This is a genomic window from Streptomyces sp. PTY087I2, from assembly GCF_001687325.1.
Classification (GTDB): domain Bacteria; phylum Actinomycetota; class Actinomycetes; order Streptomycetales; family Streptomycetaceae; genus Streptomyces.
The window spans coordinates 226,527-249,723 of record NZ_LZRD01000004.1 but is presented as its reverse complement, the minus strand read 5'-3'; the positions used below and the strand labels follow the sequence as shown (position 1 = coordinate 249,723).

At 71.6% G+C, this 23,197-nt stretch carries 20 protein-coding genes; 4 read left to right on the top strand and 16 right to left on the bottom strand.

Translation table 11 applies throughout. The features are described from left to right. Positions 1-58: 58 nt before the first annotated feature. From A3Q37_RS05925 to A3Q37_RS05910, 4 genes are all read right to left on the bottom strand, one after another. Positions 59-2,518: a [protein-PII] uridylyltransferase gene (locus A3Q37_RS05925; RefSeq protein ID WP_065478508.1), complete on the bottom strand. Its 2,460-nt coding sequence runs from the start codon at positions 2,516-2,518 to the stop codon at positions 59-61. Positions 2,519-2,547: 29 nt separating this feature from the next. After that, positions 2,548-2,886, bottom strand: a complete 339-nt coding sequence (locus tag A3Q37_RS05920; protein WP_006127894.1) for a P-II family nitrogen regulator — start codon at positions 2,884-2,886, stop codon at positions 2,548-2,550. After that, positions 2,883-4,235, bottom strand: a complete 1,353-nt coding sequence (locus A3Q37_RS05915; protein ID WP_065478505.1) for an ammonium transporter — start codon at positions 4,233-4,235, stop codon at positions 2,883-2,885. The genes A3Q37_RS05920 and A3Q37_RS05915 overlap by 4 nt, the downstream gene beginning before the upstream one ends. A gap of 371 nt (positions 4,236-4,606) precedes the next feature. After that, complete coding sequence (locus A3Q37_RS05910) at positions 4,607-6,082, bottom strand: hypothetical protein (RefSeq protein WP_006127892.1); 1,476 nt, start codon at positions 6,080-6,082, stop codon at positions 4,607-4,609. 428 nt (positions 6,083-6,510) lie between these two features. Here A3Q37_RS05910 and A3Q37_RS05905 point away from each other — a divergent pair, with 428 nt between their 5' ends. Further along, positions 6,511-7,158 carry a bifunctional DNA primase/polymerase gene (locus A3Q37_RS05905; protein ID WP_065478502.1) on the top strand — a complete coding sequence of 216 codons (648 nt, stop codon included), beginning with the start codon at positions 6,511-6,513 and terminating at the stop codon, positions 7,156-7,158. 78 nt (positions 7,159-7,236) lie between these two features. Here A3Q37_RS05905 and ftsY read toward each other — a convergent pair whose 3' ends face one another. Then, positions 7,237-8,451 (bottom strand): signal recognition particle-docking protein FtsY, encoded by a 1,215-nt coding sequence (ftsY, locus tag A3Q37_RS05900; RefSeq protein ID WP_065478499.1) that lies wholly within the window; start codon positions 8,449-8,451, stop codon positions 7,237-7,239. Between the two features lie 220 nt (positions 8,452-8,671). On the opposite strand from ftsY, the gene A3Q37_RS05895 reads away from it, so the two are divergent. After that, complete coding sequence (locus A3Q37_RS05895) at positions 8,672-9,658, top strand: LLM class flavin-dependent oxidoreductase (protein ID WP_065478497.1); 987 nt, start codon at positions 8,672-8,674, stop codon at positions 9,656-9,658. A 67-nt stretch (positions 9,659-9,725) separates the two neighbouring features. Here A3Q37_RS05895 and A3Q37_RS05890 read toward each other — a convergent pair whose 3' ends face one another. From A3Q37_RS05890 to A3Q37_RS05875, 4 genes are all read right to left on the bottom strand, one after another. Beyond that, positions 9,726-11,147, bottom strand: a complete 1,422-nt coding sequence (locus A3Q37_RS05890; protein ID WP_065478494.1) for a sugar porter family MFS transporter — start codon at positions 11,145-11,147, stop codon at positions 9,726-9,728. A gap of 211 nt (positions 11,148-11,358) precedes the next feature. Continuing rightward, complete coding sequence (locus A3Q37_RS05885; protein WP_065478490.1) at positions 11,359-15,081, bottom strand: AAA family ATPase; 3,723 nt, start codon at positions 15,079-15,081, stop codon at positions 11,359-11,361. Between the two features lie 337 nt (positions 15,082-15,418). After that, positions 15,419-15,631 (bottom strand): hypothetical protein, encoded by a 213-nt coding sequence (locus A3Q37_RS05880; RefSeq protein WP_006127885.1) that lies wholly within the window; start codon positions 15,629-15,631, stop codon positions 15,419-15,421. 438 nt (positions 15,632-16,069) lie between these two features. After that, positions 16,070-16,351, bottom strand: coding sequence for an acylphosphatase (locus A3Q37_RS05875; RefSeq protein ID WP_065478485.1), 282 nt, complete (start codon positions 16,349-16,351; stop codon positions 16,070-16,072). A 243-nt stretch (positions 16,352-16,594) separates the two neighbouring features. On the opposite strand from A3Q37_RS05875, the gene A3Q37_RS05870 reads away from it, so the two are divergent. Further along, complete coding sequence (locus A3Q37_RS05870; protein ID WP_065478483.1) at positions 16,595-17,557, top strand: CAP domain-containing protein; 963 nt, start codon at positions 16,595-16,597, stop codon at positions 17,555-17,557. 74 nt (positions 17,558-17,631) lie between these two features. After that, positions 17,632-18,030: a helix-turn-helix domain-containing protein gene (locus tag A3Q37_RS05865; protein ID WP_065478482.1), complete on the top strand. Its 399-nt coding sequence runs from the start codon at positions 17,632-17,634 to the stop codon at positions 18,028-18,030. On the opposite strand, the gene mutM is transcribed toward A3Q37_RS05865, so the two are convergent. From mutM to rsmD, 7 genes are all read right to left on the bottom strand, one after another. Continuing rightward, positions 18,003-18,863 carry a bifunctional DNA-formamidopyrimidine glycosylase/DNA-(apurinic or apyrimidinic site) lyase gene (gene mutM / locus A3Q37_RS05860; protein WP_065478479.1) on the bottom strand — a complete coding sequence of 287 codons (861 nt, stop codon included), beginning with the start codon at positions 18,861-18,863 and terminating at the stop codon, positions 18,003-18,005. The two genes, A3Q37_RS05865 and mutM, sit on opposite strands and share 28 nt — an antisense overlap. 139 nt (positions 18,864-19,002) lie before the next feature. Next, positions 19,003-19,827 carry a ribonuclease III gene (gene rnc, locus A3Q37_RS05855; protein ID WP_003965979.1) on the bottom strand — a complete coding sequence of 275 codons (825 nt, stop codon included), beginning with the start codon at positions 19,825-19,827 and terminating at the stop codon, positions 19,003-19,005. Between the two features lie 19 nt (positions 19,828-19,846). Continuing rightward, positions 19,847-20,020: a 50S ribosomal protein L32 gene (rpmF, locus tag A3Q37_RS05850; protein ID WP_003965982.1), complete on the bottom strand. Its 174-nt coding sequence runs from the start codon at positions 20,018-20,020 to the stop codon at positions 19,847-19,849. Between the two features lie 2 nt (positions 20,021-20,022). Beyond that, entirely contained in the window at positions 20,023-20,598 is a 576-nt protein-coding gene (locus tag A3Q37_RS05845) for a DUF177 domain-containing protein (protein ID WP_236726230.1), read from the bottom strand. A 255-nt stretch (positions 20,599-20,853) separates the two neighbouring features. After that, a complete protein-coding gene (locus A3Q37_RS05840; RefSeq protein ID WP_065478475.1) occupies positions 20,854-21,963 on the bottom strand; it encodes an ATP synthase F0 subunit B in 1,110 nt (369 codons plus the stop codon). A gap of 115 nt (positions 21,964-22,078) precedes the next feature. Next, positions 22,079-22,558 carry a pantetheine-phosphate adenylyltransferase gene (gene coaD, locus A3Q37_RS05835; RefSeq protein WP_065478473.1) on the bottom strand — a complete coding sequence of 160 codons (480 nt, stop codon included), beginning with the start codon at positions 22,556-22,558 and terminating at the stop codon, positions 22,079-22,081. Between the two features lie 26 nt (positions 22,559-22,584). Next, positions 22,585-23,169 carry a 16S rRNA (guanine(966)-N(2))-methyltransferase RsmD gene (gene rsmD / locus A3Q37_RS05830; RefSeq protein WP_065478470.1) on the bottom strand — a complete coding sequence of 195 codons (585 nt, stop codon included), beginning with the start codon at positions 23,167-23,169 and terminating at the stop codon, positions 22,585-22,587. Positions 23,170-23,197 lie beyond the last annotated feature (28 nt).

Genomic DNA, 23,197 nt, shown 5'->3' with positions numbered 1-23,197 from the left:
CCCGGAGAAGCCGAAGCCCTCGCCCGGAAGGTTCCGGGCGAGGGCTTTCCACGAGGGGTCAGCCGAGGGCCTTCTCGACCTCCCGGGCGACCTCGGAGGCCCGGGCCGGGGAGAGGGGTTCGCCGTCGGTCCCGGTGACGTAGAAGGCGTCCACGGCGTTGGCGCCGAGCGTGGAGACATGGGCGCTCCGCACCCGCACGGCACTGCCTTCCAGGGCGTTGCCGATGCGGTGCAGCAGGCCCGGGGCGTCCTGGGCGCGGACCTCGATGACGGTGGCGCGGCGGGAGCCCGCGGCGGCCACGGCGACCCGGGGCGGCGGGGCCTTGACGCCGCGCCGGCGCGGATAGGCGGCTTCGCGCTCGGCGAGGCGCGCCCGGATGTCCAGGGAGCCGTCCAGGGCGCGTACGAGGTCGGCGCGGAGGCGGGCGGCCTGCGGGAGCGATCCGTACTCGGCGGCGACCCGCCAGCTGAGCAGCAGCAGGTCCGCGCTCTCCCCCACCTCGTTCGGCAGCTCCACCGCGCGCAGGTCGGCGGCGCGCACGGTGAGGCGGTGCAGGGCGAGGACTCCGGCGGCGGCGGGCAGGACGCCGGGGCGGTCGGGCAGGGCGATGAGGAGTTCGACGCCGACGGGTTCCACTTCGCCGTCCCCGGCGGGCTCCTCGGACTGGGTGTGCAGGGCGAGGACGGGTTCGCCGGTGCGCAGGGCCTCGATGGCGAGGCGTTCGTGCTCGGCGCTGGGGGCCTCGTCGTCGGGATCGTCGGGGAACTCCCCGGCGAGGACGGCTCCGACCCGTTTGACCAGGTCGGCGACGAGGGAGGCGCGCCAGGCGGACCAGGCGGCGGGGCCGGTGGCGAGCGCGTCGGCCTCGGTGAGGGCGTGCAGCAGCTCCAGGGTGGAGGCGTTGGAGACGGCCCCGGCGACGGCCTGGACGGTGGCGGGGTCGTCGAGATCGCGCCGGGTGGCGGTGTCGACGAGCAGCAGATGGTGGCGTACGAGGGTGGCGATGACGCCCACGTCGTGCTTGTCGAAGCCGATCCGGGTGGCCATGTCCCGGGCGATGACCTCGCCGGCCACGGAGTGGTCGCCGGGCCAGCCCTTGCCGATGTCGTGCAGGAGGGCGGCGACCAGGAGGAGGTCGGGTCGGTGGACGCGGCGGGTGAGGGAGGCGGCGCGGACGGCGGTCTCCACGAGGTGCCGGTCGACGGTCCAGGTGTGGACGGGGTTGCGCTGGGGGCGGCAGTGGACGCGTTCCCAGTCGGGCAGCAGCCGGGTGATGATCCCTTCCGCTTCGAGCGCCTCCCAGACGCCGACGGTGGCCTCCCCCGCGCCGAGCAGGGTGACCAGTTCCTCGCGGGCCTCGGGGGGCCACGGGACCGGCAGCGGCCGGGCGGTGGCCGCCAGGTGGCGTACGAGGTGGCGGGAGAGCGGGAGTCCGGCCTCGGCGGCGGCCGCGGCGGCGCGCAGGGTGAGGACCGGGTCGCGTTCGGGGCGGGCGGCGCGGGCGAGGACCACTTCGCCGTCCGCGTCGACCACGCCGTCGGCGAGCGGGGTGCGCTCGGGGGTGGGTTTGGTGCCGAGGCCGCCGCTGAGCAGGGCGCGGAGCTTGGGGCGGGCGGAGCGGGCGCGCAGCACCCGGTTGACCTCGCGCCAGGTGACGTCGGTGGCGTACGAGACCGTGCGCGCGGCCTCGTAGACCTGGCGCAGCAGGGTGTCGGCGTCGAGGAGGCCGAGGGCGGCGGCGACCTGGTCCTGTTCCTGGAGGGCGAGGCGGTCGGTGGCGCGCCCGGTGGTGAGGTGGAGGGCGTCGCGGGCGTCGAGGAGGGTGCGGCGGGCCTGGTCGAGTCCTTCACGCGGGGCGTCGGCGACCCAGGATGCGGCGACCGCGCGCAGGGCGGTGGCGTCGCGGAGGCCGCCGCGGGCCTCCTTGAGGTCGGGTTCCAGGAGGAACTGGAGCTCGCCCGTCCGCTCCGCGCGTTCCCGGCAGAGCTCGTGGAGGGCGGGGAGCCGTTTGGGGGCCTGGTTGCGCCAGTCGGCGAGGATCGCGGTGCGCAGCCCGGCGGCGAGGCCGAGGTCCCCGGCGACCGGGCGGGCGTCCAGCAGGCCGAGCTGGACCTTGAGGTCCTCGCTCGCCGTCCTCCGGGCTTCGCCGGGGGTGCGTACGGAGTGGTCGAGGGCGAGGCCCAGGTCCCAGACCGGGTACCAGACGGCGTCCGCGAGGGCGGAGATCGCGGCCGCGTCGGCACTGCCGTCATGGAGCAGGAGCAGGTCGAGGTCGCTGCGCGGGGAGAGTTCGCCGCGGCCGTAGCCGCCGACGGCGACGAGGGCGGCGCCGCGTACCCCGGCCCGGGTCGCGGCGGCGGTGAACAGGCCGGTGAGCCATTCGTCGGTGAGGCGGGCGAGGGCCGCACGGCGCGGCGGCCCGGACCGCGCCTCCTGCTGGAGGAGGCGCAGCCGGGCCGCCGCGTAGCCGCTGGGTCCCGAGCCTTCGGTTTCGGTGGTCACTTCGGTACTCGTCACCCAGCTGCCTTCCGTTCGTGGGCCGTCGGTCAGAGGGCGTCCGGGCCGCGCTCGCCGGTCCGTACCCGGACGGCGGTGTCGACCGGAACGCTCCAGACCTTGCCGTCACCGATCTTGCCGGTCCGGGCGGCCTTGACGACGACCTCGATGAGCTGTTCGGCGTCCTCGTCCTCGACGAGGACCTCGATGCGGATCTTGGGGACCAGGTCGACGGTGTACTCGGCGCCCCGGTAGACCTCGGTGTGGCCGCGCTGCCGCCCGTAACCGCTGGCCTCGGTGACGGTGAGCCCCTGGACGCCGAAGGCCTGGAGGGCCTCCTTGATCTCGTCCAGCCGGTGGGGCTTCACGACCGCGGTGATGAGCTTCATGCGTCCACCTTCTTTGCCTTCGGTGCTGCCGTCGTGTCGGGGGCGGGGGCGGTGGTGCGGGAGACCGAGCCTCCGCCGGTGCCGCTGAAGTCGTACGCCGTCTCGGCGTGCTCGACCTGGTCGATGCCGGAGATCTCGTCGTCCTCGGAGACCCGCATCCCGATCGTCTTGTGGATCGCCAGGGCGATGACCGCGGAGACGACGAGAGAGTACGCGAGGACCGCGACGACGCCGACGACCTGCTTGCCGAGCTGATCGACACCACCGCCGTAGAAGAGACCGGCGGCGTCGGACTGGACGCCTCCGGTGGCGAAGAACCCGACCAGGATGGAGCCGATGATGCCGCCGACGAGGTGGACGCCGACGACGTCCAGGGAGTCGTCGTAGCCGAACTTGTACTTCAGGCCGACCGCCATGGCGCACAGGACACCGGCGATACCGCCGACCGCGATCGCGCCGAGCGGGGAGACGGAGCCGCCCGCCGGGGTGATGGCGACGAGACCGGCGACCGCGCCGGACGCGGCGCCCAGGGTGGTGAAGGAGCCGTGGCGCAGCTTCTCGTAGATCAGCCAGCCGAGGACGGCCGCGGCGGTGGCGACCTGGGTGTTCAGGAACATGACCGCGCCGACGCCGTCGTCGTTGCCGAGCCAGGATCCGGCGTTGAAGCCGAACCAGCCGAACCACAGGAGGGCGGCGCCGAGCATGACGAGCGGCAGGCTGTGCGGCCGCATCGGGTCCTTCTTGAAGCCGATGCGCTTGCCGATGACCAGGATGACGCCGAGGGCGGCGGCACCGGCGTTGATGTGGACGGCCGTACCACCGGCGAAGTCGATGACGCCCATCTCGAAGAGCCAGCCGCCGGAGCCCCAGACCCAGTGGGCCACGGGGAAGTAGACGATGGTGACCCACAGGACGATGAACAGCGCCCACGCGGTGAACTTCACTCGGTCGGCGAGCGCACCGCTGATCAGGGCCGGGGTGAGAACGGCGAACATCAGCTGGAAGGCGGCGAAGACGTACACCGGGATGGTGGTGCCGTCCCAGAGTTCGGTGAGGCCGATTCCGCTGAGGCCGACGTAGTCGCCGCTCCAGCCGATGACCGAACCGATATCGGAGCCGAAGGCGAGGCTGAACCCGTAGAGCACCCACAGGATCGTGACGATCCCGAGGCTGATGAAGCTCATCATCAGCATGTTCAGGGTGCTCTTGACGCGGACCATGCCTCCGTAGAAGAAGGCCAGGCCGGGGGTCATGAGCATCACCAGGGCCGAGCAGATGAGCATGAACCCGGTGTTGGCGGCAGACAGCTCAGGGGCGTCTGCGGCAAGCGTCGTGATGCCTGGGGGCATCGGCGTCTCCTCGTCGTCGGTGCGGCCGCGGCGTGCGGGGGAATGCTGCGGGACCACTGGGGGAACAGGTGCGGGCCGGTTATGAGCCACGAGGTTGACCCAGGGCCGTTTCATGGGATGCCGCACGATGTTTCGCGAGCGTGACGAAGAGGGATCGCGTGTTACGGCCGAATGAATCCGGGGTGGCGCGTCCGGTGCGCTGCCTACCATGCAGCGCACGCCGCATACGGCGCGGTTGAAACGCCCGAGGGGCCGGTCCTGGGCCCGGAAAGCATGAAACCGGCCACGGCGACCCTCCGTGTGACCAGGCGATGGGGGAGCCGAGTCGGGGTGTACGGAAGGGACGCCGCGGCCGGGGCCGGGGGTGCCGGTCAGACCGCTTCGGCGGTCTCCGGCAGCTGTTCGTGCAGCAGCTCGGTGAGCCGGGCGACGTCGGCGACATCGCCGAAGTCCCTGGCAGCGGTGTCGACGGTCTTGCGCAGGCGGGTGTTGACCCGCTCGGAGCGGACCTTCTTGGCGATCTTCAGGGCCTGTCCGGCGAGCACGGTGGACTGCTCCGGCTCGCGCTGGAGGAGATGGACGGTGGCCATGCCGATGAGGTTGAGCGCGTAGGAGCGCTGGTGCTCGTCGTCCTCGCCGAACAGTTCGACGGCCTTCTCCATGACGGGTTCGGCGAGCGAGGCGTAGGTGGGGCTGCGGCCGGCGACATAGGCCAGGTCGCGGTAGGAGTGGGCGTTCTCGCCGTTCAGCTCGGCCTCGGAGAAGAAGCGGATCCAGTCGGGCTCGGGCTCGCCGTCGAGTCCGGCGTCCAGGAAGGTGTCCTCGGCCATCCGGACGGCCCGCTTGCACTTGCTGGGCTGGCCCATGTTGGCGTAGGCGCGGGCCTCCATCGCATACAGCATGGCCTGCGTACGGGAGGTGGCACAGTCGCGGCTGCCGTACTGCGCGAGGTGGATCAGCTCCAGGGCGTCGTCGGGGCGGCCCAGGTGGATCATCTGGCGGCTCATGCTGGAGAGGATGTAGCTGCCGAGCGGTTTGTCGCCGGCCTCCTTGGCGGCGTGCAGGGCGAGCACGAAGTACTTCTGGGCGGTGGGCTGGAGGCCGACGTCGTAGCTCATCCAGCCCGCCAGCTCGGCCAGTTCGGCGGCGCAGCGGAAGAGCCGCTGGGCGGTGGGGCCCGGCTGGGGTTCCTGGAGCAGGTCGGTGACCTCGTGCAGCTGCCCGACGACGGCCTTGCGGCGTAGTCCGCCGCCGCACTGGGCGTCCCACTGCCGGAACATCGCGGTGGTCGACTCCAGCAGGTCCAGCTCGGGCCGGGAGAGCCGGGAGGGACGGTGGTCGGCGGCCGGGGCCTCCGGTTCGCCGGTCCCCTGCACGGGGACGGGCACCAGCCAGCGCTGCATCGGCTCGATGAGCGCGGGCCCCGCGGCCAGCGCCAGCGAGCTGCCGAGGAAGCCGCGCCGGGCGAGCATCAGGTCGCTGCGGGAGAACTCGCTGAGCAGGGCGACGGTCTGCGGGCCGGCCCAGGGCAGGTCGACGCCAGCCACCGAGGGTGACTGGTGGGCGGTGCGCAGCCCGAGCTGCTCGACGGCGACGACGGCGCCGAAGCGCTCCGAGAACAGCTCGGAGAGGATGCGCGGGATCGGCTCCCGGGGCTGCTCGCCGTCGAGCCAGCGCCGCACCCGGGAGGTGTCGGTGCTGATGTGGTGGGCGCCCATCTGCCGGGCCCGCCGGTTGACCTGGCGCGCCAGCTCGCCCTTGGACCAGCCACTGCGCACGAACCACGAGCCCAACTGCTCGTTGGGACGCTTTCCGGCATCCGTGTCGCCTGCGCCGCTGCCACTCACTGGAACGCCCCCATCCCGCTGAAACCTCATCGCGCGAACCATTATCAGAATGCCGTGCATCGGTGCTGTCCGTACGGGAGTTGGATGCCCTCGAACAGGAAATCGGGTTGCCTGCGGCATACCCGTGGGTGCACATACTCCCAGAGTTCGTGTACCGACGGTAATCCTACGATCACCCCTCTCGCGAGGGGGATTGAAGAAACGCCACCATTCGCCACCCCTTCGAATGAACCCGACTGCCGCTGCGCGCGCTTGACTTGAGGAATCAGGACCGAGGGCGAGCGCACGGAAGCACTCGGGGGCGCGTACACCGTGTCGCACTCCCTTTCGTGCCACCGCGTACGCCCCTCGATCGAGTTGCAGCGACGGAGGGTTACCCGAGCGACGCGGGTCGTAACCACCGGCGAGCCGGACCCGTTGGAGGGGGCATGGGCTTCACGATCGGCGGCATCCGGGAGATGCGATCCGGTGCGCGGCGACGCCACCGCGGCACCGAGGGCACGGCGGTGGCCGAGTACACAGGGCTGTGGGGCTGGGCGGTGGCGCCCGGGGCACGGGCCGAGGCCGGCGCCTGCTCGTGCGGCGATCCGGTGTGCCCCTCCCCCGGCGCCCACCCGCTGCACTTCGCCCAGGAGGTTCCGGCGGGCACCGGCCTGGACCGCGCGGCGGACGCCTGGGCGCAGACACCGGGCGCCGCGATGCTGCTGCCGGTGGGCCGCTCCTTCGACGTCCTGGACGTCGTGGAGCAGGCCGGGCGGCGGGCGCTGGTGCGGATGGAGCGGATGGGGCTGCCGCTGGGCCCGGTCACGGTGACGCCGACCGGGCGGGCGCAGTTCTTCGTCGCCCCCGGGGCCGCCGCCGAGCTGCCCGAGCTGCTCTACCGGATGGGCTGGGACGACGCGGGCCTGGATCTGCGCGCCCTGGGCCCGGGGACGCACATCACCGCCCCGCCGTCCGACCTCGGCGGCCTCGGCCCGGTCCGCTGGCTGCGGCCCCCGGTGCTGGACACGGCGGCCGCTCCCCCGCAGGCGCGACTGCTGCTGGGGACGCTGGCGTACGTCTGCCACCGCTCGTAGAGGTCACGGAAACGGCGGACGGGCGGCGGGCTCCTCGAAGGAGCCGCCGCCCGTCCGCCGTACCGGGTGCGGGGCGGTTCAGTCGCCGATCAGGGCGTCCACGAAGGCGCCCGGCTCGAACGGGGCGAGGTCGTCCGGCCCCTCGCCGAGGCCGATCAGCTTCACGGGTACGCCCAGCTCGCGCTGGACCGCGATGACGATGCCGCCCTTGGCGGTGCCGTCGAGCTTGGTGAGGACGATGCCGGTGATGTCCACGACCTCCGCGAAGACCCGGGCCTGGACGAGACCGTTCTGTCCGGTGGTGGCGTCGAGGACGAGCAGCACCTCGTCCAGCGGGCCGTGCTTCTCCACGACGCGCTTGACCTTGCCCAGCTCGTCCATGAGGCCGGTCTTGGTGTGCAGCCGGCCGGCGGTGTCGATGAGCACGACGTCCGCGCCCTCGGCGATGCCTTCCTTGACCGCGTCGTAGGCGATCGACGCCGGGTCGCCGCCCTCGGGGCCCCGGACCGTACGGGCCCCGACGCGCTCGCCCCAGGTCTGGAGCTGGTCGGCGGCGGCGGCGCGGAAGGTGTCGGCCGCGCCGAGCACCACGCTGCGGCCGTCGGCGACGAGCACCCGGGCCAGCTTGCCGGTGGTGGTGGTCTTGCCGGTGCCGTTGACGCCGACGACCATGACGACGCCGGGGGTCTCCGCGCCGCCCTCGGTCTTGACCTCGCGGTCGAGGTCCGGGCCGAGCAGGGTGATCAGCTCCTCGCGGAGCAGGGTGCGCAGCTCTTCCGGGGTACGGGTGCCGAGCACACGGACGCGCTCACGGAGCCGCTCGACCAGTTCCTGGGTGGGGGCGACGCCGACGTCGGCGGTGAGGAGCGTGTCCTCGATCTCCTCCCAGGTGTCCTCGTCGAGGTTGTCCCGGGAGAGCAGGGTGAGGAGCCCCTTGCCGAGCGAGTTCTGCGAGCGGGCGAGCCGGGCCCGCAGGCGGACGAGCCGGCCGGCGGTGGGCTCGGGGATCTCCAGCGCGGGGGCCTCGGGGGCCTCGGCGACCGGAGCCTCCTCCTCCACGGGCGCGGTGGCGTCCGGGAGGCCGACTTCGTCGATGGTGCGCCGCGCTTCGTCGCGCGGCGTCTCGGCCTCCTCGCCGACCTGCGGTTCGGCGGGAGGGGTGATGGTCGGCGTGCTCGGCGGCGGGGGCGGCAGCTGCTTCTTCTTGCGGCTGCCGACCACGAGCCCGCCGACCAGGCCGACAGCGACCAGGGCGATGACTACAGCGAGGATGACGATTTCGACGAGTTCCATAACCCGTCCAGTATCGGCCACGGCCGTCCCGCGGGCGCTGCCCCGGCAGTCCCCCGGCGATCCGGCGGGCCCCCTATGCACCTTTTGGCCGCAATACGGGCACGAGCCCCTACACTTCTGACGCCTCGTCAGGTACGGTGCGGCCGCCCGATCGCACCGTCGCCCGCCCGCCTGCCCGTTCAGCCGCCCGTCTGCCCGCTCCGGCGAAGGGACGCCCCCGATGGCCTTCACAGTGGTCCGGTTCAATCTCGTCGAGCCCGACGCCACCCCGCAATCACTCTCGGCCCGCTACCGCGCCGCCCTGGAGATGGCGGCGTACGCGGACGAGCACGGGGTCGACACGGTGCAGACCGAGGAGCACCACGGGGTGGCGAACTCCTGGCTGCCCTCCCCGTTCACCTTCGCCGGAGCGGTCTTCGGCGCCACCCGCCGGATCGCGGTGACCGTCTCGGCGATCATCGGGCCGCTGCACGATCCGCTGCGGCTCGCGGAGGACATCGCCGTGCTGGACCTGCTGAGCGCGGGCCGGCTGGTGACGGTGGCGGGGATCGGCTACCGCCCGGAGGAGTACGAGCGGGCCGGGGTCGAGTGGGGCCGGCGCGGCAGGCTCCAGGACGAGCTGCTGGAGACGCTGCTGGCGGCGTGGACCGGGGAGCCGTTCCCGTACCGGGGCCGTACGGTACGCGTCACCCCGCGCCCGTACACGCGGCCGCACCCGATGCTGTTGGTCGGCGGCAGCTCACGGGCGGCGGCGCGGCGGGCGGCCCGGCTGGGGCTGCCGCTGTTCCCGAGCGCGCATCTGCCGGAGCTGGAGGCGTACTACCGGGAGCAGTGCGCCGAGCACGGGACGGAGGGCTTCTGCATGATGCCCGCGGAGCGCACCCCGCTGCTGCATGTCTCGGACGACCCGGAGCGGACGTGGGCGCTGTACGGGGAGCACCTGCTGCACGAGGCGCGGACGTACGCCTCCTGGCAGTCCAAGGACATCCGCTCGGCGGTGCGCTCGGCGGCGACGACGGTGGCGGAGCTGCGCGAGGAGGGGGTGTACCGGATCGTCACGCCGGACGAACTGGCGGGCCTGGGGGCGGAGAGCCTGGTGCTGCATCCGCTGTGCGGCGGAATGCCGGTGGAGGAGGGGTGGCGGAGCCTGCGGCTGTTCTGCGAGGCGGTGGCACGGGAAAGGCCGACGGCCCCGGCTCAAGGGTGAGCCGGGGCCGTCGGTGAAGAGGAGAGGGGCAGCGGGGATGGGCCCGTCTCCTCCAGTACGGGGGGGGTCAGCCCATCTCCTCCAGCGTTTTGCCCTTGGTCTCCTTCACGAACTTGAGCACGAAGGGGATCGAGAGCACGGCGAAGCAGGCGTAGATGATGTACGTCCCCGAGAGGTTCCAGTCGGCCAGGCTCGGGAAGCTGGCGGTGATCGCCCAGTTGGCCATCCACTGCGCGAAGACGGCCACACCGAGGGCGGCGGCGCGCAGGCGGTTCGGGAACATCTCGCCCAGGAAGACCCAGACGACGACACCCCACGACAGGGCGAAGAAGAGCACGAAGACGTGGGCGGCGACCAGCGCCGTGGCGCCCTGGGCGGTGGGGAGCTTGCCGTCGACCAGATCGGCGGAGAAGGCCCAGGCCTCGACGGCGAGCGCGACCGCCATACCGACGGAGCCGACGAGGGCGAGCGGCCTGCGGCCCACCCGGTCGACCAGCACCATCGCGATCACCGTGCCGATGATGTTGATGATCGAGGTGGTGAACGAGTAGAAGAACGAGTCGGTCGGGTCGATGCCGACGGACTGCCACAGCGTCGCCGAGTAGTAGAACGCCACGTTGATGCCGACGAGCTGCTGGAACATCGAGAGGCCGATGCCGACCCAGACGATCGGCAGGAAGAAGAAGCGGTTGCCGAGCAGGTCCTTGAAGGAGGACTTGTGCTCGCGGTGCATGGCCGTCTCGATCTCGGTGACGCGCGCGTCGAGGTCGATCTTGTCGCCCTCGACCTCTTCGAGGATCTTGCGGGCCTCGGCCTTCTTGCCGACCGAGATGAGGAAGCGGGGGGACTCGGGGATGGCGAAGGAGAGGAGCCCGTACAGGATGGCCGGGACGACCATCACGCCGAGCATCCACTGCCAGGCCTCCAGGCCCAGGATCTCGCCGCGCTGATCGCCGTCGGCGATCTGGAGGACGGCGTAGTTGACCAGCTGGGAGACGGCGATGCCGATGACGATCGCGGCCTGCTGGAAGGAGCCGAGCCGGCCGCGGTAGGCGGGCGGGGAGACCTCGGCGATGTAGGCCGGGCCGATCACGGACGCCATGCCGATGGCGAAGCCGCCGATGATGCGCCACATCGCCAGGTCCCAGAGCGCGAACGGCAGTGCGGAGCCGATCGCGCTGGCGGTGAAGAGCACCGAGGCGATCTGCATGCAGCGGATGCGGCCGATCCGGTCCGCGGTCCGGCCGGCGGTGGCGGCGCCGATCGCACAGCCGATCAGCGCGATGGCGATGACCTGGGCGAGCGTTCCGGAGCCGATGTCGTACCGGTCGCGGATCGCCTCGACGGCGCCGTTGATGACGGAGCTGTCGTAGCCGAAGAGGAAGCCGCCCATCGCCGCGGCCGCGGTGATGAAGATGACGTGGCCGAGGTGCTCCGGGTGGGCCGCCCTCGCCCCGGACTCGGGTCCGTTCGCTGTGCTGCTGGTCACGTGAACTCCTGATGCCTGGCCGGGGGTCAGACGTGGGGTGTGAGCCTTCCCAGTGGCGCACACCATCCGGCTCGCCACCACTTGAAGACCAAATCAACTTCGCAGAGGTTATGCGTTCAAGAATCGAAGTCAAATAGCGGGTCTGGTGCCGTGTACCCCGGGGTGCGCAAAAGGTGCGTTGAACCTCTGATGATTCGGTAAAGAGTCAGAGTCAGCGCAGCCGCTGGCTGATGACCTTCGAGACCCCGTCGCCCTGCATGGACACGCCGTACAGCGCGTCGGCGACCTCCATCGTCCGCTTCTGATGGGTGATCACGATCAGCTGCGAGCTCTCCTGGAGCTCCTCCATGATCCGGATCAGCCGCTGAAGGTTGGTGTCGTCGAGCGCGGCCTCGACCTCGTCCATCACGTAGAACGGGCTGGGCCGGGCCTTGAAGATCGAGACCAGCAGCGCCACCGCCGTGAGGGACCGCTCGCCGCCCGAGAGCAGGGAGAGCCGCTTCACCTTCTTGCCCGGCGGGCGGGCCTCGACGTCCACGCCGGTGGTGAGCATGTTGTCCGGGTCGGTGAGGATGAGCCGGCCCTCGCCGCCGGGGAAGAGCCGCGAGAACACGCCCTCGAACTGCCGGGCGGTGTCGTGGTAGGCCTCGGTGAAGACCTGCTCGACCCGCTCGTCGACCTCCTTGATCACCTGGAGCAGATCGGCCCGGGTCTTCTTCAGGTCTTCAAGCTGCTCGGACAGGAACTTGTGCCGTTCCTCCAGCGCCGAGAACTCCTCCAGCGCGAGCGGATTCACCTTCCCGAGTTGCTGGTACGCCCGTTCGGCCGACCGCAGGCGCTTCTCCTGCTCGGGCCGCCGGTACGGCTTCGGCTGGTTGCGCGGGTGCTCCGGGTCCTCCGGCAGCTCCTCGCCCTCGGCGGCGGGCGACGGCGGTACCAGCTGGTCGGGGCCGTACTCGGAGACCAGCCCGGCGGGCTCCACGCCCAGCTCCTCCAGGGCCTTCGTCTCCAGCTGCTCGATCCGCAGCCGCTTCTCGGCGCCCAGCACCTCGCCCCGGTGGACCGAGTCGGTGAGCTTGTCCAGCTCGCCCTTCAGCTCCCGGCCCCGGTCGCGCTCGACGGCCAGCTCGCGTTCCCGCTCGCCCTTCGCCGCCTCGGCCGCCGTCCGCTCCTGGTCGGCCCGTACGAGGGACACCTCGACGTGGGCCAGCAGCTGACGGGCGCCCGAGGCGACGGCGGAGGCGACCTCGGCCTCGTACCGCAGGCGGGACCGGCGCTGTTCGGCGCGGGTGCGGGCCTCGCGTTCGGCGCGGGCGGCCCGGTCCAGCGAATCGGCGCGCCCGGCCAGCGCCTTGACCCGCTCCTCGTGCGTACGGGCCTGGAGCCGGGCCTCCATCTCGGTCTGGCGGGCGTTGGCCCCGTCGGCGGCGAGCCGGTCGCGTACGGAGGTGTCGGGCTCCTCCTCGGCCGGTGTCTCCTCGGCGACCAGCAGTCGCTCGGCCAGCTCCTCGGCCTCCTCGGTCGCCCGCTCCAGGGCCTCCTGGGCGCGGGCGGCGGAGGCGGTCATGCGCTCGGCCTCGCCCGCCGCGCTCCGGGCCGTCCCGGCGAGCCGCCCGAGCTGCTGGGCGAACCCGGACTTTTCGCGTTCGGCCGCCCGGCGGCGCTCCCCCAGCTCCTCGACGAGCGCGGCCTGCTCGGTGCGCCGCTGCCCCGCCAGGCGCTGGGCCTCGGCCAGTTCCTCGCACCGTACGGCCAGGTCGGCCAGCTCGGCGGCGGCCTCGTCGACGGAGGCCTGCACCTCCAGCAGACTGGGCGCCCCGGCGGACCCGCCGTGCGCGAAGTGGGCGGAGAGCACATCCCCTTCCCCGGTCACCGCGGTCAGCCCGGGATGCGCGGCGACCAGTTCCTCGGCGTCCTCCAGCGTCGCGACGACCACCATGCCCGCGACGAGCCGCCGGACGGCCCCGACGAGCGCGGCGGGCCCGCGCACGAGGTCGGCGACGGCGGGCGGGGTGGTGACCGTGACCGCCTCGGGGCGGGCGGTGCGGAGGGGGGAGGTGTCGGGTCCCGCGGGCACGGAGGCGGCTTCGCCGGGAGCGCCGCCCTGGCCGGGCAGCACGGCGGGCACGGTGTGCGGGGCCTCGCCCCGTACGGGTACCTGCTCGCCGGACTGCTCCGGTACGTGATGGGGCCGGGTTTCCGGCGCACCGCCGGCCGCCCCGCCCAGCAGCATCGCCGCGCGCCCCGCGTCCCGTTCGCGCAGCAGCCGGATCGCGGCGGCGGCCGTGGCCGGGTCCGTCACCGCGACCGCGTCCGCCGCCGTGCCGAGGGCGGCCGCGACCGGGATCTCGTAACCGGGCTCGACGGTGAGCAGTTCGGCGGCGGGGCCGAGGAGTCCGGTCAGCCGGTCACGGGCGCCGAGCAGCGCGCCCGTGCCGTCCTTGCGGCGGAGCCCGAGGGCCAGCGCCTCGTGGCGGGCCGCGACCGCCGCCCGCCTGCGCTCGGCGGCGGTGGCCTCGTCGCGGGCCGTGCTGTGGGCGGCCTGGGCCTCGGCCAGCGCCCGCTTGGCGGCCTCGTGGCGGGCGGTCAGCTCCTCGTCGACGCCGTCCAGGCCCTCGACCTCGGCCTTGAGCTGCTCGTACTCCTCCTGGGCGGTGACCGCGCGCTCCTGCGCCTCGTCGCGGGACGCGGCCAGCCGGTCGATCTCGGCCTGGGCCGAACCGGCCCGGCTGCGGGCCGCGTTGACCTGGCCGTTCAGCCGGGCGAGCCCTTCGCGGCGGTCGGCGATGGCGCGGGCCGCGTCCTTCAGCCGGCGCTCCTCGGCGATCAGCTCGCGCTCCAGGTCGGCGCGGTGCGCGGCGGTGTCCTCCAGCGCGTGTTCGGCCGCCTCCAGGGCCGCCGTCAGCTCCGCCTCCTGCTCGCGGATCCGGGCCGCCTCGCGTTCCAGGTCTTCTGGGTCGCGGCCGCGGCGCTCCTCGGTGGGGGGCTGGGTGGCGCTCCTGACCCGGGCGTCGGCCAGCGAGATCGTGCCGCGGACCCGCTCGGCGAGCTGGGAGAGCTCGTACCAGGTCTGCTGGGCGCGCTGGAGCCGGGGCGCGAGCCGGCGCACCTCGCCCTCCAACTCGGCCTCACGGGCGAGCGCCGTCCTCAGCTCGGCCTCGGCCGCGTCCTTGCGCTTCTTCAGCTCCGCCTCGTCGGCGATCTCGTCGCGCAGCGCGTCCCGCAGGGTCACCAGGTCGTCGGCGAGGAGCCGGAGCCGGGCATCGCGCAGGTCGGCCTGGATGACGGCGGCGCGGCGGGCGACGGCGGCCTGCCGGCCGAGCGGCTTGAGCTGGCGGCGCAGTTCGTCGGTGAGGTCCTGGACCCGGGCCAGGTTGGCGCCCATCGCGTCCAGCTTCCGCAGCGCCTTCTCTTTCCGCTTGCGGTGCTTGAGGACTCCCGCGGCCTCCTCGATGAAGGCGCGGCGGCCCATCGGGTCGGCGTGCAGGACGGAGTCCAACTGGCCCTGTCCGACGATGACGTGCATCTCGCGGCCGATACCGGAGTCGGAGAGGAGTTCCTGGATGTCGAGCAGCCGGCACGTGTCGCCGTTGATCTGGTATTCGCTGCCGCCATTGCGGAACATGATCCGCGTGATCGTCACTTCGGCGTACTCGATGGGCAATGCGCCGTCGGAATTGTCGATGGTCAGCGACACTTCGGCGCGGCCGAGCGGCGGCCGCCCGGTCGTCCCGGCGAAGATCACGTCTTCCATCTTGCCGCCGCGCAGGGATTTGGCCCCTTGTTCCCCCATGACCCAGGAGAGCGCGTCCACCACATTGGATTTGCCGGATCCATTGGGCCCGACGACGCAGGTGATCCCCGGTTCGAACCGCAGGGTGGTGGCGGACGCGAACGATTTGAAACCACGCAGGGTCAGGGCCTTGAGGTGCACGCCGCCGGACTCTACCTTTCGCTCTCGGTTTCGCTGATGAAGGTGCAGGGCACATCAGACGGTAAGCGAAGGCCGGTAGGTCCGGGGTGGGGGTCGGGCAAAGAAAAAGGGACGCCGAAGCGTCCCTGTGAATCTTGTCGGCGTCGCTGTGCAGCAGGCGTCGCCGTTCATCCAGCTGTGGCCCGCGCGGTGCATCGTCGTACGCCGGACATCGGCATCCCCGGCGGTGCGGGGACCCCGGTGTTCGGGGACGGCGATCCGTGACGCAGGACGGATCAATGAGATTCCGAGGCTACTGAGCGTGCCCGGCCCGACCGGCCCGAAGGGGCCGTGAAGGTCAGGTCAGTGCAGGCTCGCCCTGGGGTACGTCGATGTCGATGCTGTCGAGCAGCGACTCCTGGTGCTGGGCGGCGGCGTTCAGCGCGTCGTTCTCGTCCTGGATCCGGGTGAGCTCGGATTCCAGGTCCTGGACGCGCTGCTGGAGCCGTCGCATCTCGGCGAGGAGTCGCGGGTCGGAACCGCCGACGTAACCGAGAAGCGCCTTTGCCATGATGGATGGTCCTCCACAATGAGTGACCGACCGATGCGGTGTGGGTCGTCAGGGGATCGCACCCGCGGTGCTCGGCAGGGCTCTGTCACCACTGCGGTTCTGCTGCTAATCAGCTCTACCGAACAGCTAAGGTGCGCGGGGTTTTCAGCGTCTCACCAAAAAGTTTGACGGTCAACACGATCACACCCTGTGTACCCGGGTGTCCCGGGGGCGCGCGGCTGGACGATCATGCGGCGCGACTCTCCTGCGGGACCCCGAGGGGTGCGCGGATCTTCGTCAATGCCGCAGCCTTGCACGACATCCCGCATCTGGCAACCATCGGTCGCCGCCGGGTCCCGTCGCAGGTCATTTCGGGTGCGGGGGCCGAGCGGGCGTTCCGGTGACCGTTCGGCGCGCGGCGTTCACGGAGCGGATCGGAAGGGGGCGCTCCGGACGGGATCAGCGGATGGCGAATCCGTCGTATCCACCGCGCGGGGTGTCCCAGATCTCAGTGACGCCGTCCACGCGCCCGGGTGTGTCGTCGGACCGCAGCCAGTCCAGCAGACGGTGGCAATTCTCACGTCGGCCCTCAGCAACGATCTGCACCCGGCCGTCGTCGAGATTGAGGGCGAACCCGATGAGCCCGCCGATCTCCAAAGCGTTTGCCCTGGTGAACCAGCGGAAGCCTACTTGCTGTACTCGGCCGCGTACCCAGACGACGAGGCGTGCTTCTTCGTTCATGCCCGAACGCTAACCGGCCAATTGCTCAAGAAGCACGCCGCCCCCTTTCGCCCATGGGCTACAGTCCCGTCGCAACAGCCTCACTCGATCGGGTGAGTATCGGACGGTCGTCGACGGAAAGTCGATCAAGCACCATTCGCTCCCCGCCCGATCGCATTCGATCATCGGGGCCGTCCAGCATCAGCAAACGGGGCAGTCGCGTGACGTCGCAACGACGTCCGGAGAATCAGGAAGGCACAGCGCATGGGACGCCACCGACGATCCGCCGCAGGCCCCGCCGCTGAGCAGCCCGCGGCCAAGGCCGCTTCCCGGGGCCGGGGCACACGCCGGAAGAAGTCCGCCGTGCCGATCCGGACCGGGCTCCTCGGCGTCTCGGCGGCCGTGGCCGTCGGCGCGGTGGCCGTCGCCTCGGGTCTGATCCCCGGCGGCGACACGTACACCACGGGCAACACCACCGCCGCCGACCAGGTGCGCACCGGCGGCGCCCCGGACCTGCTGACGCAGGGCGGCAGCTCCACCGCGCCGGCCGACCGGTCTTCCTCCCCCGCCAGCCGGGGCAGCGAGCGCCCCGAGGCGCCGAGCAAGTCGCCGTCGAAGACGCCTTCCAAGACCCCGTCCAAGACGCCCTCGCCCTCGGAGACCTCGAAGGCACCGTCGAAGTCGGCCGCGCCCTCCACGTCGAAGAAGCCGGCCGCCACCCCGTCGAAGAAGTCGAAGGCTCCGACCTCGGCCCCGGCGAAGAGCTCCGCCCCGGCGAGCAAGACCCCGGCCCCGCCGAAGACCTCCACGGCCCCGCCGCCCAGCGAGAAGCCGAGCCCTTCCCCGACCGACGCCTCCGCACGCAGCGAGGTGCTGGCCCTGGTGAACCAGGAGCGCGCGAAGGTCGGCTGCTCCCCGCTGTCCACGAGCGCCCCGCTGACCTCGCTCGCCCAGAACTTCAGCGAGGACATGGCGGCCCGCGGCTTCTTCGACCACACGGACCCGGACGGCGACACCCCCTGGGACCGGGCCGCGCAGGCGGGCGTCCAGGGACTGGCGGCGGAGAACATCGCCCGCGGCCAGGCGGACGCCCAGGCCGTGATGGAGGGCTGGATGAACAGCGAAGGCCACCGGGCGAACATTCTCAACTGCGACTACAAGACCATCGGCATCGGCATCCACGAGGGCCCCGGCGGCCCGTGGTGGGTCCAGAACTTCGGCTTCTGAACCCGGCCGCCGGTCCCCTTGCTCCTGTACAGCGCTCCCTCGGGGTGAGCGCTGTACAGGAGTAAGCTTTTGGTATGGCCAGCGACACGGATACGGATACGGACAGCCTCGCGTTCGACGTCTTCTCCCGCGCGTGCCCCTCCCGCTCGACGCTGGAGCACGTCACCGGGCGGTGGGGCGGTCTGACGATCGGCGCGCTGTACGAGGAGAGCCTCCGGTTCAACGAGCTGCGCCGCCGGGTCGACGGGGTCAGCGAGAAGATGCTCTCCCAGACCCTGCACGCCCTGGAGCGGGACGGGCTCGTCCTGCGGGAGGCCCAGCCGGTGAACCCGCCCCGGGTGGACTACGAGCTCACCCCGTTCGGGCGCGAGGTCGCGGAGAAGCTCCTCGGCCTCATCCACTGTGTCGAGGGGCGGATGGACGAGGTCCTGGCCGCCCGGGCGCGTTACGACGAGGCGCGCGGCGGCCGCTGACAGCGCGGGCAGTAGTAGCTGGAGCGGTTCATCCAGGCGCGGCGGCGCATCGGCGTGGAGCACCGGTTGCAGGGCTCGCCCTCCCGGCCGTACGCGTCGAGCGACCGGTCGAAGTAGCCGGACTCGCCGTTCACGTTGACGTACAGGCTGTCGAAGCTGGTGCCGCCCTGGGCGAGGGCCGCGTTCATGACGTCGCGGGCGTGGCCGAGGAGTTCGGCGGACTTGGGGCGGGTCAGGGTCGCGGTAGGCCGGTCGTAGTGCAGCCTGGCCCGCCAGAGCGCCTCGTCGGCGTAGATGTTGCCGACGCCGCTGATCAGCGACTGGTCGAGCAGGGCGCGCTTGACGGTGGTACGGCGCAGGCGCAGCGCGGTGTGGAACGCGGCGTCGTCGAAGAGTGGGTCGAGCGGGTCCCGGGCGATGTGCGCGATGGTGTCCGGCAGCCCGTCGGGGGTGTTGCCGTGCAGCGAGAGTCCGCCGAAGGTCCGCTGGTCGACGAAGCGCAGTTCGGTGCCGAGCTCGTCGTCGAACCGCATCCGGATCCGCAGGTGCTTCTCGTCGGGCGCGTCCGCGGGCTGCACCAGCAGCTGGCCGCTCATCCCGAGGTGGCCGAGCAGCGAGGCGGAGGCCTCCTCGATCGGCACCCAGAGGTACTTGCCGCGCCGCATCGCCGTGCCGAAGCGGGCCCCGCGCAGCCGGGCGGCGAAGTCGACGCCGCCCGCGAGGTGCCGGCGGACCGAGCGCGGGTGCAGGACCTCGACCTCGGTGACAGTGCGGCCGCTGACCCAGCGCTCCAGGCCCCTGCGGACGACTTCGACCTCGGGCAGCTCGGGCACGGTGCACCACTCCAGACACATCGACGGTAGTACGGGGGACGGGGCGGGCGAAAACGCAGTGACCACAGCGGTCCGGGAGCCGCCCCTGGACAGGGAAAACCCCCCGGTGCGCAGGGCACCGAGGGGTTCTCGTACAGCTTCAGGCCGGAGCCGCGTCCGTGTTCGGCGACGGGTCGGCAGGGGTGTCGGCGGCCCCTCCGTCGGCCGCGGACTTCTCCGCGGCCTGCCGTGCCTCCGCGGCGGCGCTGATCTCGCGCCAGGCGGACTCGGCCGCCTGCTGCTCCGCTTCCTTCTTGCTACGGCCGGTGCCGGTGCCGTACGAGACACCACCGACGCGAGCGGCAGCAGTGAAGGTCTTCTCGTGATCCGGACCGGTCTCCGTGACGAGGTACTCGGGGACTCCGAGGCTCTCGCTCGCGGTGAGCTCCTGGAGGCTGGTCTTCCAGTCCAGGCCGGCGCCGAGGTTCGAGGACCTGTCGATCAGCGGGTCGAAGAGCCGGTGGACCAGCTCCGAGGCCGCGCTGAGGCCCTGGTCGAGATAGACCGCGCCGATCACTGCTTCCAGTGTGTCGGCGAGGATGGATGCCTTGTCCCGGCCCCCCGTGCCCTCTTCACCGCGGCCGAGCCGGATGAAGGAGCCGAGTTCGAGGCCGCGGCCCACTTCCGCCAGCGCACGCGAGTTGACCACCGCGGCCCGCAACTTGGCCAGCTGGCCTTCGGGCAGGTCGGGGTGGGTGCGGTACAGCGTGTCCGTGACCACCAGGCCGAGCACCGAATCCCCGAGGAATTCGAGCCGCTCGTTGGTGGGCAGGCCGCCGTTCTCGTACGCGTACGAACGGTGGGTCAGCGCACGCACCAGAAGGGCGGACTCGAGGTGATACCCGAGCCGCCCTTCCAGAAGCGTGTGGGACGAGGCTGTGTTGACGTTGTCTGCCTGCTTCTTGGCGCTGGACAACTCAGACATCGGGCCTCTCACCAGCCGCTCAGACCTCGAGGACCTGGCGCTTGTTGTAGGTGCCGCAGCTCGGGCACGCAATGTGCTGGAGCTTGGGCTCCTGGCAACGCTCGCACGAAACCAGGGTGGGGACCGCAGCCTTCCACTGCGACCGGCGGTGGCGCGTGTTGCTGCGCGACATCTTCCGCTTCGGAACAGCCACGGCTACTTCTCCTGCTTCTCGTCGACGCCCGGTTCGGCGCCGCCCATGTTGTCCTTCTCGCCGTCCTGAACGGTCTCGGCGAGTCCTTGCAGTGCCGCCCAACGGATGTCGACGGCGTCGTGGTGGTGGCCCGGATTCTCGTCCAGCCTGATTCCGCATTCGGAACACAGACCGGCGCAGTCCTCCGAGCACACCGGCTGCATGGGCAGTGCGAGCACTACCGCGTCACGCAGCATGGGTTCGAGGTCGAACAAGCCGTCCTCGAGAAAGAACCTGTCCTCGTCGTCCTCGGCGTCGTCGGCCGGTTCCGCCGCAGTGCTGCGGCCCCGGTCATCGGCGTCAGGGTACGAGAACATTTCCTGGAAGTCCGCGTCGACCTCTACGGTCAGCGGCTCCAGACACCTTACGCACTCCCCCTCGGCGGTCGCACGGGCGGTGCCTGTGACAAGCACCCCTTCCATGACCGATTCGAGGCGGAGGTCCAGCTCCACGGGTGCGCCTTCCGGCACACCGATGACGCCGTCGATGCCCAGGACCGGTGAACCGGGTGCTTCCACCGAGCGGGAGAGCCGCTTCATGGCACCGGGACGCCGGCCCAGCTCGTGCGTATCGAACACGAGAGGGTTGCGGTGGTCGAGGTGGCCGTTCAGGGCTTTTCCTGCTTTCGAATCATGGGTGTCGTACTGCGAAGGAGGGGCCGTCTACGGTCCGGAGTCAGATGGCCCCGATCCGCAGACGAAACGGGCAGCCGGAATCGCGGACCTATGTGCGACCGAGGATTCAGGATACTGGACGGACCGCTCAGCACCCAATCGGGGCAGCCCCCACCGGGGTCAGCGGCCCTGCTCGTACCGGCGCAGCTGCTCCAGGTCGATCATGCTCGTGTCGAAGAGGCTGGTCTCGTCCAGCGCGCCGCCCTGCTGGTCGGGCGCCTGGCCGTGCCCCTGCCCGTGCCCGTGCTGCTGGTCCTGCTGCTGCCAGCCGTAATCGGGCTGGCCGGCCGGCTGGGGCGGGTAGCCGTTGGGGTCGTAGCCGCCCTGCTGCTGGTACGCCGCGTACGGGTCGGGCTGCTGGTAGCCGTACGCGTCCTGGACGCCCTGCTGGACCGGCTGCTCCTGGTAGCCGTAGGCCGCCTGCGCGTAGCTCGGCTCGGCCTGCGGCTGCGCCGGGTAGGCGGGCTGCTGGGGCGCCTGCTGGGGTTCGGGGGTGGCCAGCTCGGCGAGGCCGGCCAGGTAGTCGGCGTCGCTGGTGTGGCCCTGGCCGCCCGCGGCGTCCTGGGCGGCGATGTGCGCGCCGAGGTCGTCGGTGGCGACCCGGCCGTGCAGCTTCTGCCGGCCGCGGCCGACCGCCTCCAGGGTCTTGGCGAGGACGGCCTCGAAGGCGCCGAACTTGGCGTCCACGTAGTCGTCGGCCCGCTGCTTCAGCGTCTCCGGGTCGGCGCTGCGCTCGGGGGCCTCGGCGAAGTCGGGGTCCTGGTAGCCCTGCTCGTCCAGGCCCTGGCCGCGGCCGAGAAGCTTCTCGCGGCCCCGGTCCACGGAGCCGATGGTCTTGGTGAGGACGACCTCGAAGTTGGCGAGCTTGCTGTCGACGTAGTCGTCGGCCTCGGCCCGGACCTCCTCGGCCTCGCGGCGGGCCTCGGACAGGATCCGGTCGGCTTCGCTCTGCGACTGCCGGGCGATCTCGGTCTCGGAGATCAGCGAGGCGCGCTGGGCGTGGGCCGACTCGATGATCCGCTCGGCCTCCTGGCGGGCCTGCTCGGCGAACTGCTCCTGGCCGCCGATCAGCTCCTGGGCCTGGGCGAGGGAGCCGGGCAGGGCCTGGCGCACCTCTTCGAGCATGGCGAGCAGCTCGGCGCGGTTGACCACGCACGAGGCCGACATGGGCATGGATCGGGCGCTCCCGACCGCTTCGACGATCTCGTCGAGCTTCTTCTGCACGTCCACCGTGTGCTCGCCACTCTCTGCTGCTCTGTTGAAGCTGCTGCTCCGTTGGAGACGGACGGGACGACTGTAAGGCCAGTCGGCCGCCGCCCGACACCTGGTGACGGCCCGTCAGGTCTCAGCGTTCGCCGAGCCGCTTCACGAGCTCGTCGTGGACGGTCGGCGGCAGCAGGTGGGAGACGTCGCCACCCCAGGCCGCCACCTCCTTGACCAGCGAGGACGACAGGAAGCTGTACGTCGGGTTGGTCGGCATGAAGAGCGTCTCGACGCCGGAGAGGCCGTTGTTCATCTGGGCCATCTGAAGCTCGTAGTCGAAGTCGCTGACGGCCCGCAGGCCCTTCACGATCGCCGGGATCTCCCGCTGCTTGCAGAAGTCGACCAGCAGGCCGTGGAAGGACTCCACCTCGACGTTGCTGAAGTCGGCGGTGACCTCGCGGATCAGCTCGATCCGCTCGTCGACGGTGAACAGCCCCTTCTTGGACTGGTTGATCATCACCACCACGTGCACCACGTCGTACAGCTTCGAGGCTCGTCCGATGATGTCGAGATGTCCGTTGGTGATGGGGTCGAACGACCCCGGACAGACGGCGCGGCGCACTGTGATTCCCTCGCTCTCCGGTCCGGTCATCGTGCGTCTTCGCACGTAGCGGCGGCGCGACCGTACCAAAGCGTTCCCTCGCCGTAGCGACGGGACCGCAGTGGCTCGAATCCGGCGGGCCAGCCGAATTCTCCGCCCCGGGTGCTGCGTTCCACGGTGACGAGCGCATCGTCGGCGAGCCACCCCTGAGCACGGAGTGTGAGCAGGATCTCGCGAAGATCGTCGTCGGTGACGGCGTACGGCGGGTCGAGGAAGACGATGTCGTACGGGGCGGCGGGCGCCGGTCCTGTCACGATCTGCTCGGCTTTGCCGGTACGGACGTCGGCGCCCGGGAGGCCGAGGGTGCGGACGTTGTCGCGGACGGTGCGGACGGCCTTCGGGTCGGCCTCCACGAGCAGGGCGTGGACCGCGCCGCGGGAGAGCGCTTCGAGGCCGACGGCGCCGGATCCGGCGTACAGATCGGCGACCCGGGTCCCTTCCAGGGTGCCGAGGAGCGCCTGCCAGGTGGAGAAGAGGCCCTCGCGCGCACGGTCGGAGGTGGGGCGGGTGCCGGTGCCGGGCGGGACGGCCAGGCGGCGTCCGCCGGCCGAGCCGGCGATCACGCGGGTCATGGGTGTCGGGTCCTCGGGGTCGGGGGCG